Source organism: Mesorhizobium sp. WSM4816, from assembly GCF_055811535.1.
Genome location: NZ_JBVVQR010000014.1, coordinates 38,790 through 54,106, shown reverse-complemented (window position 1 = coordinate 54,106; position 15,317 = coordinate 38,790). Strand labels below are relative to the sequence as shown.

Here is a 15,317-nt window from a genome sequence, read left to right as displayed (position 1 = left end):
AGTTCGAGTGGCCCGGCAGCTCTATTGGGGGACTGTCAGCAGGCCGCCGGGCCAAGACCGCCAGCGTGCTTAAGAGGAGGCGCTGTGCTGGCTGAGCAAAACCTGCGCCCAAGACAACGCAATAGCATCATTCGAACGAACCCTTTCGTCCATCCAGATCTCGATGTTTTTGATGCCGGCTTCGCCGCCGGGCAGGTGAGGGGCGGGCGCCGCTGACTTCTTAGTCGTCTGCGATGCCAAGGCCCGCTTTCCTTAGCGAGCCGAGGAAAAACTCGACATCTTGCGAACGGGCCAACCGCGCCGAAACCACCTGGCGCATGTTCTTCACCAAATCAGGTTGATTTTTGTTCAGCCACGCGACCTCGCGATCAGCCGCGATTTTGTATCCTCCCTCGCCGAAAACGGCAGCGGCAAGCAGATGATAGATCGGATTCGACGGAAATGGCGATTTGTTGATCCACATGGCTGCCTGCGTATAATCCCCGCTGAAATACGAGCAAAGAGCCAGATCCACGTCATAGTAGCCTGATCCCGGGTTCTTCTGACGCGCCTCCGCTATCAACTGGCAACCGTCATGCCAATTTCCAGAAACCGCCAGGCGCTCTCCATATTCACCCATAAACTCGGTGTCGTTCGGGTTGATGGTTAAAGTCTGCTTGCCCACTTTCAATGCGGCATTGATCTCCTTGTGGAAATAAAGCGCAACCATTTCGGCCTGGCGTCCCCGGATGTTGACAGGATCAAGCCCCACAGATCGCCTTGCCGCCGCCAAGGCGCGATCGAGCGCAGCGGCGGACTCTTCGGGGTCGGCTGAAAACTCGAATCGGTAGTCATCTATGTAGATTAGCGAGAGAAGACCCCAGGCGGTGGCGTAGGTCGGAAAGCGATCCACTGCCTTCTCAAGGCACCCGCGTACCGATGACCGGCTTTCTGCATCGACACCGACCCGATATGCGTAGAAAGAAAGCGTGCAAGAGTAGGCGGCCCAATCGTCGGGCGGATTGACGACGTGGAGATTGGCGTCTGCCTGAAAGATGACGCCATATGCCTGGGCCAGGCTCGATGACACATTACGCGCGATGTCCGTCTGGACTTCCACAAGCTGCGCCACCTTCAGCCCGCCATCATAGCTTTCTGCCCACAGAACCGAGTTGTCCGCCCGGTTGAGCAGCCGGACCCGAAGCCGGAAGGCATCGGTCGACAGGTTCACGCTTCCGGCCAGGACAAATCGTGCCGGCGAGACCGATGGATCTTCCCCCTTTGTGGCCGACTCCACGACCACGATATCCTTGAACTTGGAAAGCTGGCTGACGACTTCCTGCCTCAATCCGCTCGCAATCGCCCTGGAGGCTTCCGTTCCTGAAAGGTCGTCAAACGTCTCGACCAGCAGTCGCGGGATCTCAGGCGAAGTCGGGCGAACGTCGCTCCTCGCCAATCCCAATGCCAGAACAGCCAATGCCGCGACGATTGCCGCAAGAGCCACCGTCAGCCATGATGCCTTCATCCATCGAGCAGGGGGCGAGACTTTCTCTGCTCGGTCGACAGGCAAGTCCGGCTCAATGGTCTCGAGGGGCAATCGCACCGAGAACGTTGGAACGTAACCGCCTTTCGGGATCGTGATGAGAACAGGATCGTCGTGTCCGGCAGTCAGGTAGTATCGTTCGAGCCCGCGCCGGAGGTGGCCAGCCTCGATCCGGACAATCGGATCCGTCTGCGGGTCGAAGGACATGTCACGGCCGAACACTTCGACTGCGATCGAATAGGCCTTGATACGATCACCGCGACCCGCCAGCGTCTCCTCCACCACATGGCTGAGGAAGCGGCGCTCGCGACCGGTTGCATCGAAGTCCGCGCTGTTGAGGATCAGGGCAAGCTGGGCACGACAATCCTCTGGGGCGAGCCCATGCTCCCTCCCTATGGCTGGTTCCGCCCGGATCACCTTGGTTCCCTCACCTGACGCTCTTGGGGGTGACCACTCCCAGTTATATTTCATTTTTCTGCGGTTACCCTCGCTGCATAATTTATAACCGCGAGCCTGTTCTTGCAATACTCCCAGTAGTCTGAACGGATAACGCTGGGACGACGGCGACGGTTCGCGCAATGCACCGGCGGATGACAACGGATCAAAGAGTTAGGCGGCCTCGCCGGCAGCGCAATTTGAATTTGCGATTTTAAGCTTGGTGCCGACCGCTATGGATGTTCAGAAATTACCCGGTCGCCCACGTAACTTACATTCCGCGGCCGCCTCCATGCGATAGGTTACGGTGGTCCAAGGAAAACACGAATTTGCGCCATGAGGATGGACGACGAACCGGCTGATAGACAAAGAGCGGTCTCGGCGGCGGTGCGTCGGTTCCCGCAATTTGAATTGGCGATCCATCGGCTAATGGGCCGAAGTGAGGGCTTTCAGGATATGTGCGAGGAACTTGCAGAAGCGGAGCTGGCACTCTTGAGGATCGACAAGGTGCCGCCGGCATTGCGCGAGTCCAGACGAGCCGAATGGCAGGAACTGGTGGATCGGTTGGTTGGGGAGGTCGGAGCTGTGCTGCGCGCGGATTCCGCCCGGAAACCGCACGTCATTCCTTGGCCGCCACGCCAGAATTAAGCGGAGGCTGGCTTGGAATTTCTGTCTGGCAATCGACCTCCACAAATTATAGCAGCCGTGCTCCCGGCCCTGCTTGTCGTCACGGTAAGCCCCGATAGCGGACCCGACGGGCTCGATTGCGCACGGGACTGCTGTTCCCGAAGTAGGCCCGGCACTGTCCGTCCGTGACAGCAATAAATGAACCCCTGTCGACATGAAAGACGATCGGAAACCGATATCCATTAGCTGAGCGGCGCGAATAGAGATATGTTGTCACTGCGGGTGCAAGACGATCGCGTCGGACATGAAGTAAAGGATGGAACTGGAGGGGACTTCGATATGGGAATCATCCGAGCTCTCGTGTTGGCTTCGGCGGGAACAGCGGCAGCGCTGTTTGCGGTGCCGGCGATCGCTGCGGACGCTGCGACGCAACTTCCTGAAGCCGCCCCCGTGCCTGCTGAAGCCGTGCCGGCCTGGACCTTCGCCGCAAAACCCTATTTCTGGATGGCAGGCATGAAGGGTAGAATCGGCGTCAGGGGCCTGTCGCCGGTAGATATCGACGTCGATTTCGGCCAGATCTTTGACCACATCGATTGGTCTCCCCCGCCGGTCATGCTTGCCGGTGAGGCGCGCAATGGCCGCTACGCACTGTTCACCGACTTCATCTACCTGGGACTCGAGGCCGATGGCACGTCGCCCGGCCCGTTGGCTCTTTTCTCGGCCGAAGCGAACATGGACACCGTGGTGTGGACCTTCGGCGGCTCCTATCGGGTCTTCGACAATGGCACCGCGACCTTGGACGTTCTGGCCGGCGGGCGGCTCTGGCACCTCGATGCTGATCTGACCGTTACTGGCCCTCTCGCCGTAAGGGAGGCCAGCGGCAGCAAGACCTGGGTCGACCCCATTATTGGCGTGGCCGGCGATGTTGCTCTCGGCAACGGATTCGGACTCCATGGCGAGGCGGATGTCGGTGGCTTCGGCCTTGGCGCCGACCTCGATTGGCAAGTGCAGGGCACGCTTCAATACCGGTACAGTGATTGGGTCACGCTGGAAGCGGGCTATCGCTACCTTGCCGTAGACTACGACGACGACCGATTTGTGTTTGACATAGCAATGCAGGGACCAATCATCGGCGCCAGGTTCCGGTTCTGATTATATCTGAGCCTGGGACGGCTTCGAACGGGAGAAGAGTTTGGGGAACTGTTTCGTGAGCCCGTCCAAAGTCAGGCGTATCAGCAACGTCTTGTTGGCATCGGCGTTGGTTGGCCTGCTGTGGGGGTGCGCGTCCCGTCCGACGAATGTGCTGCTGCCCGTGGCCGATACCTCGCCGTCCTCCAGCAAGGTGGAGATGCTGGTCGCAACGACACGCAGTCGGTCCTCCAATCCGGCACAAATGTATACGGGCGAGCGCGGACTGGCCCCCTCGTTCGCCGAAATTACGGTGTCGATCCCTCCGCCATCCGTCCGCAAGGTTGGAGAGGTTGCATGGCCCAAGAAGCTGCCGTCAAACCCGGCGACTGATTTCGCCGTCGTGCAGGCCCAGGAATTGACGCTCGAGACAGCGAAGGGGTGGCTTAGCGCCTCGGTCAGGAAGAGCCCGGATCACAGTGTCCTCGTCTTTATTCACGGATTCAACAATCGCTTTGAAGACGCGGTCTATCGCTTTGCGCAGATCGCGAAGGACACCGACACGCAGAGCGTCCCGATCCTGGTCACCTGGCCCTCCCGAGGCAGTGCGCTGGCGTATGGCTACGATCGTGAAAGCACCAACTACACGCGAAATGCGCTTGAACTGCTGTTCCAATACCTTGCACGCGATCCCCAGATAAAGGAAGTTTCGATCCTCGCCCATTCGATGGGCAACTGGCTTGCGCTGGAAGGCTTGCGCCAGATGGCCATCCGCAATGGCGGCCTTCCGAAAAAGTTCAAGAACGTCATGCTGGCCGCGCCAGACGTCGATGTCGATGTGTTTCGCACTCAGATTGCCGACATGGGCAAACAGCACCCGCAGTTCACCCTCTTTGTCTCGCAGGACGATCGCGCGCTCAAAGTTTCGCGACGGGTCTGGGGCGATATCCCCCGGCTAGGATCGATTGATCCGGAACAAACCCCATACAAGGAAGATCTCGCCAGCAACAACATAACCGTCATCGATCTGACGAAGGTCAAATCCGGAGATCCTTTGCATCACGGCAAGTTCGCCTCGTCACCGCAGGTCGTGCAACTGATTGGGGCGCGTATGGCCGGCGGCCAGACGTTGACCGACAACAGGATAGGCCTCGGCGACACGATCATTCACGCAACGACCGGTGTGGCGGCAGCGGCGGGCAGCGCGGCAGGGTTGGTGATTGCCGCACCCGTTGCAGCGGTCGATCAAAACAGCAGAGAAAATTTGGGCAATCACATCGGCGCCTTGACGGGTTCCCAGGCCAGCCAGAAATCGGGTGCTGGCAAGAAATGCGTTGGCTCCGCCACAAAAGATTGCAAGAGGTAGCCCCTCGGTTGGCCTGCGCGGAGTAATTTCGAGGTTCGTCTCCGGCCCAAAGTGGCTCGGCAAAACTGTGCTACGAACCGCTCGAATTGCACAGTGTCACTGATCGTATCGAAATCTTCTCCACGGTCCCTTTGGTGCCGGATGTTTTGATGAATTCGCCGAGCGAGAGCATCGTCGTGCGACGTGATCGGCTCGCAATCGATGCTCACCGTAATTTTGGCACGACTCCTCACACGCTCAGCAGCGGCTTTGTTGTTGCCCTGTTACGTGCTTGCCCACGTAAATTACATTCCGCCCCGGATCTTGGGGGCCTACCATCCATGCAGGAGCGAAAGAAGTAGTCTTCGAAGTATCACACTCGAATGGCTCTGATGCGAGATGCTGTCGTCTTGGACCGAACCATGTATGCGACAGCAGGGCGCGCAGGAAAGCGTATGATATTGCTCAGGGAGCCTCTGCTGCATTTTGCTGTCATCGGTGCGATCCTGTTTGGCGGCTATTCCTGGCTCAACGACAGGCGTATCGAAGCCACAGCCGCCGAGCCGATCCGGATCGGTGAAGGCGACGTGCGCTGGCTCAAGCAGACCTGGTCGAGCCAATGGCTGCGTGAGCCAACCGCCGATGAGCTCAAGGGTCTTGTCGACGATCTGCTGAATGAGAAAGTGATGGCGCGCGAAGCGCAGGAGATGGGCCTTGAGCAGGACGACACCATAATCCGCCGCCGCCTGGCGCAAAAGCTGAAATTCCTTGTCGAGGACACGGCCCAGCTTGCCGAGCCGACCGAAGCGGAACTGCGGCAGTTCCATGCCGCCAACTCTGCACAATTCGAGACGCCCGGAAAACGCTCGTTCAGGCAGGTCTACTTCAACCCGGAGCATCGCAAGGATGCCGCTGCGGACGCGACCGCCGCGCTGGGTGCGCTGTCAGCGAATACAGAGGACGGTTCGACCGCGGGTGACCGGCTGCTGTTCGGCGACAGCTTTGCCGATATCGACGAGTTGGCGCTGTCCGGGATGTTCGGTGCCGATTTTGCGCGCGCGGTGTTTGCACTCGAAGCCGGCGGATGGCAGGGGCCGATGAAATCCGGCTATGGCTTTCATCTGGTGCTCGTCACGCAGCATACAGCGACCGCGCTGAAGCCCTTCGAGACGGTCAGGAATGCGGTCCTTTCTGAGTGGCGCTCTGCGAAGCAGACCGAGGTCAGCCGTGATTATCTGATCGCGCTGCGCAACAAGTATGGCATCGAGCTGGACGACACCACGAAAGCGGTATTGGGGCCCGAGCCCGCACCTAAAGTGGCCACGCAATGAACCCGCCGACCAAATGGCCTGCACTCGTCCGAGGTGCCCGCGCCGCGACGGAGTGCGTTCGGCTGGTCGTGCTGGCAGCGGCCATCGCCATGCTGTTTCCGGAGGTTGCCTCGGCGCATGAGGTTCGCCCAGCCTACCTCAGCGTTCAGGAAGAGGCGCCGAACGAGTTCAGCGTGCTGTTCAAGACACCGATGCAGGGTGACGCGCGTCTGGCACTGTCGGCAGCGTTCTCGGGCAAGGTCGAGAACCTCACGCCGGTCGTCTCGCGCCCGACCGGCGACGCAATGGTGCAGACCTGGCAGATGCACGCGGTCGAGCCGTTGGAAGGCCAGGTGGTATCGATTGACGGCCTGCAAAACACGATGACCGATGCGCTGGTGCGCGTCGAGTTCGCCAGCGGCGACGTGTGGATCGAGCGGCTGACGCCCGGCGCCCCGGAAGCGACGATTCCTGCAACGCCAAGCCGCTGGTTTACGGCAGCCACTTATTTCAAACTTGGCGTCGAGCACATTCTGTCAGGCTTCGATCATCTGCTTTTCGTGCTTGCCCTGCTCATCATAACCGAGGGCTCGTGGCGGCTCGTCAAGACGGTCACCGCCTTTACCGTTGCGCACAGCATCACGCTCGCGCTGGCGACGCTCGGCTTTGTTAACGTACCCTCGCCGCCGGTCGAGGCGGTGATTGCGTTGTCGATCGCGTTCGTCGCGGTCGAGATCGTCCACGTACGGCAGGGGCGCAGAAGTCTAGCCGCTCGAGCACCCTGGCTGGTAGCATTTGCTTTCGGGCTTCTCCATGGCTTCGGTTTTGCCGGCGCCCTTAGCGAGATTGGACTGCCGGCGGGACAGATTCCCGTTGCGCTACTGTTCTTCAACCTCGGAGTGGAAGTCGGACAGCTTCTTTTTGTCGGAGCCGTACTTGCGCTGGTCGCACTGATCCGGGTCCGCAGGCGATCGCTGCCGGCCTGGGTGGGTCTCGTACCGCCATACGCTATCGGCACGATTGCAATGTTCTGGGTGATCGAACGTGTGGCGACCTTTTGAGATTGTCGGGAAGGGCGGCATATGAACACCTCGCGCAGGGATTGGCGAACCGGGCTGACTAGCGCAGCACTGGCATCGCTGATGTGGGCGTTCCTGCTGACCACCACGCCGGCGCATGCTTGTGTGCTCTGTATGCCCTATCCCAAGGTGACGAATGCCGACCAGGTTGTCGCGAGCGGCACGGCGGTCTTCGCGCGCGAGAATCCGGCAAGACCTTTCTCCTACGTAGTGCTGGAAACCTTCAAGGGACGCTACGACGGCAGCGCCATCCCTCTGTTCCTCGATTCGACGACGGCCCGCGCCCTCCAGCTGTATCCGGCTCTCCAGGTCATTCTTGTCCAGAACGGTCCCGGCGGGGCCTGGAGGGCGCTTGGCCTGGCGGGGCGCGAGTATCAAAGTGTAATGCGCCAGGTGGCGCAATGGGACAAGAGCTCGAAGACGCCGGCCGAACGCGCGGTGTTCTTCGCCACTTACCTCCGGCACGAAGATCGCAGGCTCGCCGAACTGGCCTTCCTCGAGGTCGCGCGCGCGCCCTACGCAACGCTGCGCGATCTCAAAACAAGTGTTGCGCGTGACGACATCTATCGAATTGTCAACGACTTGTTTCATGTCGAATGGCATGGGCTCTACATCCTCATGCTCGGCATGTCGGACCGCCCGGACGACATCGCCTTCGTTCGCGGAAAACTGAAGACCGCGGCGGAGTACGGGCTGACGATCAACCTCGGTGCCTATGCCACTGCGCTCATCGAGATGACCGGCGCGGACGGGGTGACGCGGCTCGCGGAAGAATACTTTGTCGAGCCGGGCCGAAGTCATGCTGAGCTGCTCGAAATCGTGAGAGCATTGTCGGTACAGGGGACGGGCGGGGCAGTCGAACTGCGATCCGCGATCGTCGAAGCTTACGGTCGCCTGCTCGCGCATCACCCCGAGCTTGCCGGGAATGTCGCAAATGACCTGTCCGATTGGAAAGTGGTTCGCTTCGCCCCCCGGCTGCGTGAAATTCTGAATGCGGGCGTTGGCCTGGACGGAGCATCGCGTTTCGCGATCGCTGTGTACCTTTCAAGCGCTGGTGAAGGCGGGAGTTCCAAGGCCGTGTTCACGCGGTCCGGTGGTCTCCGATGACCAGTTTTCCAGGGAATAATTGGCTTGGGCATGCACCAAACAGGTGGAGGAGGACTATGATGAGAACACTCGGACTTTTGCACTTTGTTTCAGTCGCCGCTCTTGGAGTTGCAAGCATGACAGGCGCGCTCCCCGCTGCAGCGCAGGATTCCGGCACCCTGGACAAGGAAGCGGCAGAGAAGGTCTTTCCCGCCAAAAAGCCCTATTCGCCGGCGGCCGGCCGAAATTTCCCGACGCGGCCGCTGTTTGGCGACACGCATACTCACACCTCGTTCTCGATGGATGCCGGCGCTTTCGGCGCGCGCCTGGGACCACGCGAGGCCTATCGGCTCGGCAAGGGCCAGGAGGTGATGGCTTCGTCTGGGCAATTGGTGAAACTGTCGCGGCCGCTCGATTTTCTCGTCGTGACCGACCATTCCGATAATATGGGCTTTTTCCCGGATCTGCTTGCAGGCAAGCCAGCGCTTCTAGCCGATCCGCTCGGCCGCAAATGGTACGATATGGTCCAGTCGGGCAAAGGCGCCGAAGCTGCGATCGATATCATCACCTCCTTTGGCGCCGGCAAGTTCAAGGGCCCGATCCTCTATTCCCCCGACTCTGCCCCCTATCGCTCGGCATGGCAGGAAACCATCGACGCGGCAGAGGAAGCGAACGAGCCGGGACGCTTCACGGCGGTCATTGGCTACGAGTGGACATCAAACACGGGCGGCAACAATCTGCATCGCAACGTCCTGTTCCGCGACAATGGCGACCGCGCCGGACAAGTCGTCCCATATACGGTTCTTCCTCCCGGTAGCGACAATCCGCGCGACCTGTGGAAATGGATGTCGGCCTATGAGGAAAAGACCGGCGGTGACGTGCTGGCGATCGCGCACAACGGCAACCTCTCGAACGGCATCATGTTCCCGATGGTGGAACCGGGCGTTAACAAGGCCATCGACCGCGAATATGCCGAGACCCGCGCCAGATGGGAGCGGCTTTACGAAGCCACCCAGATCAAAGGCGACGGCGAAACGCACCCCTTCCTGTCGCCAAATGACGAATTCGCCAACTTCGAGCGGTGGGACAAAGGCAACCTCGACCTGACGGTTGTCAAGACGCCCGACATGCTGGAGTTCGAATATGCACGCTCAGCGCTTAAGAATGGGCTCAAGCTGGAGAAAGAACTCGGCATCAATCCATACAAGTTCGGCATGATCGGCTCGACCGATGCGCATACTGGGCTAGCCGCGGTCGAGGAGGACAATTTCTTCGGCAAGACCTCGAGCAGCGAGCCGAGCGCCGAGCGGGCCATGCACCCGTTCATCAAGACCGAGAAGGCTACGATAATGGGCTGGGAGCAGACATCGTCCGGCTATGCCGCGGTGTGGGCGACCGAGAATACGCGTCATGCCATTTTCGACGCGATGGAACGCAGAGAGACCTATGCAACAACGGGTCCGCGCATGGCAGTCCGCTTCTTTGCCGGTTTCGATTTCGTCGCCGCGGATGCCGATACCCGTAGCCCGGCGCTGGCCGGCTATACCAAGGGCGTGCCGATGGGCGGCGATCTCACAGCCGCGCCGGAAGGCAAGGCACCGACCTTCCTGGTTGCCGCTCTGAAGGATCCGATCGGCGCAAACCTCGATCGCTACCAAATCGTCAAGGGATGGCTCGATGCGGCCGGCGAAGTGCAGGAGAAGGTCTACGACGTTGCGTGGTCGGGCGATCGCAAGCCGGGCGCTGACGGCAAGGTGCCTTCGGTCGGGAACACTGTCGATGTCGCCAATGCCACCTGGACCAACACGATAGGTGCGCCGGAACTGGTCGCCGTCTGGGTTGATCCCGAGTTCGATCCGGCACAGCGGGCGTTCTATTACGGCCGCGTGCTGGAAATCCCGACGCCGCGCTGGACGGCTTACGACGCCAAATATTTCGGCGTAAAAATGCCGCCGGAAGCGACGATGGAGATGCAGGAGCGCGCGTACACCTCGCCGATCTGGTACAATCCGGCCGGCTAAAGGAAACGCCGGATTTGCTTGGCTGGTGTTGGGGCAGGCGGATCGTGCGCCGCCTGCCAAGACAGGAAGGCTCAAACATGCGACAAGCTCCTTCCTCAAAACGACCTGCCTGATTGTTGTGTTGCCGGTCTGGCTCATTGTTCTGGCGCTCATTTCATTCGCGCCGAGTCGGATCAAGTCCGCGATCGAGCCGCAAGCCCCAGGCAGTCGCATAGTTAGGAAATCGCCCGACCATCCAAAGCAAACGCGTGCTCCAGCGCTGGCCTTGGGAACGAGGCCCACCGGTATGCCGTCCGCGATCCGGTGGACTTGGGCACGACAGTCTTTCCGCGCAGGGGATTGAACTTCCTTCTGCGGAGGCATCCGCCCGGATCACCGTACCCTCGCGTGTTGAGGTTTTCGACCCGCCGCCGCCTCGTTTTTCGTCAATTACGGGTTGGTCCACGTAATTTACATACTGCGGCTGGCACGGCACGAATGCCGAGCCTAAGTTGCTTTGAATAACGTGGCGCAATGCCAGCGAGTATCGGCCAAAAGGCAAGAAAAGCATTTTCAGCGCAGCGCGTCGGTTCCCGATCCGTCGGTTGATGGACCGGACGCTTCTGTTCCCGAAAAAAATGAGAAGACCGGCCGCCCCGCGGCCTGAACCACTGTGAAGGATGAAAAGCCATGAAACACTACCTGAAATTGGCCGGCTCTGCTGCGACCGCTGCACGCACGACGAGACTGCTTTGCGCCACCGCCGCGGCGGTACTGATCGGCATGAGCACCGCTTCCGCCGAAGCGCCCAGATGAAGATGACGACGCCGATACCGGATTCGATCATCACGCCGGAGAGTTTGGACACCAGGCTTGGCGAGCTGAACTTTTTCGACGGCTTCCCGGATGACGCCACTTCGGAGAAGCTTTACGACAACCTCGACTTCATGCGCGGCGTCGACGCCTTCCTCAACGCCATGCCCGGCGCATCGGTTGAAGCCCTGCGAGTCGGGCTAGCAAAGCAGGGCGCCGACAACAATCAGACCATTCTGATCTTCGAAAACCTCATGGACTCGCATTCGTTGTACCTGACCGGCAACACCGAAAGCATCTACAATCTGATGTGGCTGGACACCAAGGCCGGTCCACTGGTCATCGAGACGCCGCCCAATATCCTGGGCATGATCGACAATCACTGGTTCCAATATGTTGGCGATGTCGGCAATGCCGGTCCGGACAAGGGCAAGGGTGGAAAATACCTGCTCTTGCCGCCAGGCTATGAGGGCGAGGTCCCCGAAGGTTATTTCGTATTGCGGACGTCGACCTACGGAAACCTGTTCTTCTGGCGTGGCTTCCTCGAAAATGGCAGCACCGCAACTGCGGTCGAAAACACCAGGAAATTCGCCAAGGTGTATCCTCTTTCGGACGTCGGCAATCCGCTGCCAATGAAAATCATCAATACGTCTGGCAAGGAGTACAACACCATCCATGCCAATGATTTCCATTTCTACGAGGAAGTGAACAACATCGTCCAGTACGAGCCGAATGAGACCTATCACCCGGAAGTGCTGGGACAGCTCGCCGCCATCGGCATCGTAAAAGGCAAACCCTTCGCGCCAGACGAGCGGATGAAAAAGATCCTCACCGAAGCCGTAGCCGTCGGCAACGCGACGGCGCGCACCATTACCTTCAAGACTCGTATGAAGGATGCCTACTACTATCCGGACAGTGCCTGGTTCACCGGCTTTGTCGGCGGCAGCTACGAGTTCCTTCTGCAGCCCGGCGTTCGCTATCTGGATGCCCGTGTCCTGTTCCACTACTATGCGACGGGCATCACGCCGGCCATGGCGATAAAGCGCGTCGGCATCGGTTCGCAGTACGCAGGCGCCACGACCGACAAGGACGGCAGGCCGTTCGATGGCGGCAGGACCTATAAGGTGCATCTGCCGCCAAACATTCCGGCAAAGAATTTCTGGTCGTTCGTCTTGTATGACAATCAGACCCGTTCGATGCTGCAGACGGACCAGCAATTCCCTAGCATCGGCAGCGACAAGAAAGACATTGTGATCAACGCGGACTCCTCGGTCGATGTCTGGTTCGGCCCGACGGCGCCGGAAGGCAATGAGGCCAACTGGATCCAGACAGTCCCCGGCAAGGGCTGGAACGTTCTTCTTCGCCTCTATGGTCCGCTGCAGCCGTGGTTCGACAAGACCTGGAAGCCGGGCGAGATCGAACTCGTCCCGTGACAAGTGGATACGGTTGGCCATGAGGCGCGGATCCCATGGTCCCGCTGGCGCTCTTCTCATTCAACGTCGGCGTCGAACTTGGCCAGCTGATATTTATTGCCGTCGTGCTGGTCGCCATTCATCTAGTCCAGCGCGTTTATGAATTGCCGCGGCAGGCGGTTGTCGCCTCAGCCTATGTCATCGGGACGATCGCAGCGTTCTGGAGCATTGAGCGCTTTGATTCAATGTTCATATAGCGGGCGTGGAGCGACCACACGGGTACAATGAAATCCGAGCAGCGATCCGATCCGCAGGAAGGCTCTGACCCGTGGGTGGATGCTCGCCCCGCTTCATGCCTTTCTCAGAAAGGTCAGGCCGAGTTCGGATGACGTGGACAGGACCGCGCAGCTCTATGGCGTGTCGCTCACCGCCTCCAAGGGGGCCTTGCTCTTTTTCAGGATCTGGTTTGCCTGATGAGCAGCGGCCGCAGTCTCCCCGCCACCCTCGACGTGAACGGTGGGAACCGCGATCTTGATACCGTTCTCCTCGAACGCCTTCTTGATCATCATGAAGGCGCGCCGCTTGATGCCGAATTGGGTCCCGGGCTTTGTCATCAGCTTCATCCTGAGAACGATCGCGTAGTCCCCGAAATTGTCGATGCCTTGCATCTTGAGCGGCTCGATCGTGTCAGCCGCAAATTCCGGGTCTGCCGCCAGCTCCTGGCCTATCTTCTTGATCAGCTTGCGCGCCAGGTCCACGTCGGAATCATAGGTCACGCCGATCGTGATCTTGTCCATCACCCAATCCCTGCTCATGTTCTGGACCGCCCCGAGTTCACCGAACGGGACGGTATAGATGGGGCCGCGATGATGCCGCAGACGCACCGACCGCAGGCTGAAGGATTCGACCGTGCCTTTGTAGCTGCCGCTCTGGATGTATTCACCGACCCGGAAGGCGTCGTCCATCATGTAGAACACGCCGCTCAGCACGTCCTTGACCAGGGTCTGCGAGCCGAAGCCGATGGCGATGCCGAAGATGCCGGCGCCGGCAATCAGCGGGAGTATCTTCACGCCGAGCCCAGCGAGGATCGTTAGCACGGTGACCGCGGCTATGAACACGGCAAGGGCGTTGCGGAATATCGGCAACAGCGTGCGCAGCCGGCCGCTGCGGGCCAGCTGGTCGGCGCTGCTCCCATCCGCCTGCGCGAGGTTCATGCGATATTCGATCAAGGCCTTCAACAGTTGCCAGAGCAGGTCGGCGATCAGCAGAATGATGATGCCGTGGAGCAGCCCGGTTATCAGGAAGCCGGCGCTTTCGCTGCCGGCGAGGCTCGCGGCCCTGATCCGCCAGATATAGGCAAGCCATGCGACTGCCGCGGCAATGACCACCGCCCTGGCGCCCCTGACAATGAGCACGTTGAGTGCGACGCCCATCGCGCCGCTGCGCTTCGACCTGCCGGCGAAGGCCTGTGCCGCGGCGCCGACGCCGCGCAAGGCTGTCGGCAGCACCAGGGCGAAAATCCCAAGCCACAGGACGCCGAGCAGGCCGGCGACCCAAGCCATCCAGAGCACGATCAGGGACAAGGTGAGAAACCATTGCTTGACCAGAGAGCCTCGCCCGTCGGGCCGTTGCCAGACGACCTTGATTGCGGTCGCCAGAACGCCAAGCCCGAACAGGAAGGCGGCGAGCTCCGCAGACTCTTGAGAGAAGCCCAAGCCAGGCATGAGGCTGGCGATCGCCCAGCCGAACAACAGGAACCCGGCCACAAGGCTGACACGCCACCGCCAGAAATGGGTCGAAGCCTCACTTTCGAAAAGCCGAGTCGGCTTGTCCGAGGGGGCGCTTGTCGCACCGCCGAACGCAAACAGCAATCGGGCTGCCGCCCGAACGATACGGAACGCGATGAACGCAAGAAGCAGGGTCAGAATGATCCTGCGGAGCAAGGGTGGCCATCCGAGTGCCAAGAACGAACCGGCGCTGGCGAGAGCAAAAGTCAGCAGGGCGACAGTCTCGAAGAGGACCGCTTGTCCGGCGTCTTCCTGAGCAACCGCGCTCATCGTCCTGGCGAGCGCTCGTCGGACTGCCCACTCGGCTCCGAAACCGACCGCGATCAGGACCGCCAGGATGCCCATGACCAGCCCTGGCCTGCCGGAGTTCACGTCATGCGAGACAATTTCGGCGGCTCGCGAAAATTCTTCCGGCAGGCGCGGGATCGCGGCGCCGAGCGCACCGATACGGGCACGAATACCCGTCTCCACGCTCAAGATGTCCTCGGAAATGGACAGGCCGGGCTCGTCCGTGGCCGCTGGAATCTTTCCCTCGAGCCATGCCTTTAGTTGCGGATCGGACAAAAGCTCGAGGAACTGCTTTGCCTTTTCGGGCGGAAGGTCGGGGGAGGGCTGTTGAGCTAGCGAAGTTCCTTGCAAGAGCGCTAGCAAGAGCACCACGACAACTGGCAAGAACCCGAGCCGTAGCTTGTAATTCATGAGCGCCTCGAGTTTTGAATGCCGCCGCTGCACATATTGGCTCCTCGCCCTTTTATGGGCAACTGCTCTGGCTG

Annotated in this window: 12 protein-coding genes and 1 pseudogene; 9 read left to right on the top strand and 4 right to left on the bottom strand. The window is 60.2% G+C overall.

All coding sequences use genetic code 11. The annotated features are described in order from the left end of the window. Positions 1-69 precede the first annotated feature (69 nt). On the bottom strand, positions 70-240 hold the full coding sequence (locus AC0L3H_RS16835; protein ID WP_473586214.1) for a hypothetical protein: 171 nt from the start codon (positions 238-240) through the stop codon (positions 70-72). Continuing rightward, entirely contained in the window at positions 221-1,939 is a 1,719-nt protein-coding gene (locus AC0L3H_RS16830; RefSeq protein ID WP_473586213.1) for a hypothetical protein, read from the bottom strand. Before AC0L3H_RS16830 ends, AC0L3H_RS16835 begins: the two co-directional genes overlap by 20 nt. A gap of 354 nt (positions 1,940-2,293) precedes the next feature. On the opposite strand from AC0L3H_RS16830, the gene AC0L3H_RS16825 reads away from it, so the two are divergent. The 3 genes from AC0L3H_RS16825 (at position 2,294) to AC0L3H_RS16815 (ending at position 5,078) form a co-directional block, all read left to right on the top strand. Next, on the top strand, positions 2,294-2,605 hold the full coding sequence (locus AC0L3H_RS16825) for a hypothetical protein (protein ID WP_473586212.1): 312 nt from the start codon (positions 2,294-2,296) through the stop codon (positions 2,603-2,605). A gap of 318 nt (positions 2,606-2,923) precedes the next feature. After that, positions 2,924-3,736: a porin family protein gene (locus AC0L3H_RS16820; RefSeq protein WP_473586211.1), complete on the top strand. Its 813-nt coding sequence runs from the start codon at positions 2,924-2,926 to the stop codon at positions 3,734-3,736. A gap of 79 nt (positions 3,737-3,815) precedes the next feature. Beyond that, the gene (locus AC0L3H_RS16815; protein WP_473586289.1) at positions 3,816-5,078 is read left to right on the top strand and encodes an alpha/beta hydrolase; all 1,263 of its coding nucleotides are present in this window, start codon (positions 3,816-3,818) and stop codon (positions 5,076-5,078) included. A gap of 70 nt (positions 5,079-5,148) precedes the next feature. Here the strand turns inward: AC0L3H_RS16815 and AC0L3H_RS16810 are convergent, their stop codons facing one another. Then, a complete protein-coding gene (locus AC0L3H_RS16810) occupies positions 5,149-5,250 on the bottom strand; it encodes a mechanosensitive ion channel domain-containing protein (protein WP_473586210.1) in 102 nt (33 codons plus the stop codon). A gap of 394 nt (positions 5,251-5,644) precedes the next feature. On the opposite strand from AC0L3H_RS16810, the gene AC0L3H_RS16805 reads away from it, so the two are divergent. The 6 genes and pseudogenes from AC0L3H_RS16805 to AC0L3H_RS16780 all read left to right on the top strand — a co-directional run bounded on the left by AC0L3H_RS16805 (position 5,645) and on the right by AC0L3H_RS16780 (position 13,014). Beyond that, positions 5,645-6,388 carry a peptidyl-prolyl cis-trans isomerase gene (locus AC0L3H_RS16805; RefSeq protein WP_473586209.1) on the top strand — a complete coding sequence of 248 codons (744 nt, stop codon included), beginning with the start codon at positions 5,645-5,647 and terminating at the stop codon, positions 6,386-6,388. A gap of 89 nt (positions 6,389-6,477) precedes the next feature. Beyond that, positions 6,478-7,428 carry a HupE/UreJ family protein gene (locus AC0L3H_RS16800; protein ID WP_473586288.1) on the top strand — a complete coding sequence of 317 codons (951 nt, stop codon included), beginning with the start codon at positions 6,478-6,480 and terminating at the stop codon, positions 7,426-7,428. A 21-nt stretch (positions 7,429-7,449) separates the two neighbouring features. Beyond that, the gene (locus AC0L3H_RS16795; RefSeq protein ID WP_473586208.1) at positions 7,450-8,553 is read left to right on the top strand and encodes a hypothetical protein; all 1,104 of its coding nucleotides are present in this window, start codon (positions 7,450-7,452) and stop codon (positions 8,551-8,553) included. A gap of 116 nt (positions 8,554-8,669) precedes the next feature. Then, positions 8,670-10,553 (top strand): DUF3604 domain-containing protein, encoded by a 1,884-nt coding sequence (locus AC0L3H_RS16790; protein ID WP_473586207.1) that lies wholly within the window; start codon positions 8,670-8,672, stop codon positions 10,551-10,553. Between the two features lie 669 nt (positions 10,554-11,222). Next, a pseudogene (locus AC0L3H_RS16785) lies at positions 11,223-12,778 on the top strand (DUF1254 domain-containing protein). Between the two features lie 35 nt (positions 12,779-12,813). Then, positions 12,814-13,014 (top strand): HupE/UreJ family protein, encoded by a 201-nt coding sequence (locus tag AC0L3H_RS16780; RefSeq protein ID WP_473586206.1) that lies wholly within the window; start codon positions 12,814-12,816, stop codon positions 13,012-13,014. A 153-nt stretch (positions 13,015-13,167) separates the two neighbouring features. On the opposite strand, the gene AC0L3H_RS16775 is transcribed toward AC0L3H_RS16780, so the two are convergent. Continuing rightward, positions 13,168-15,243 carry a mechanosensitive ion channel domain-containing protein gene (locus AC0L3H_RS16775; RefSeq protein ID WP_473586205.1) on the bottom strand — a complete coding sequence of 692 codons (2,076 nt, stop codon included), beginning with the start codon at positions 15,241-15,243 and terminating at the stop codon, positions 13,168-13,170. Between the last annotated feature and the right edge of the window lie 74 nt (positions 15,244-15,317).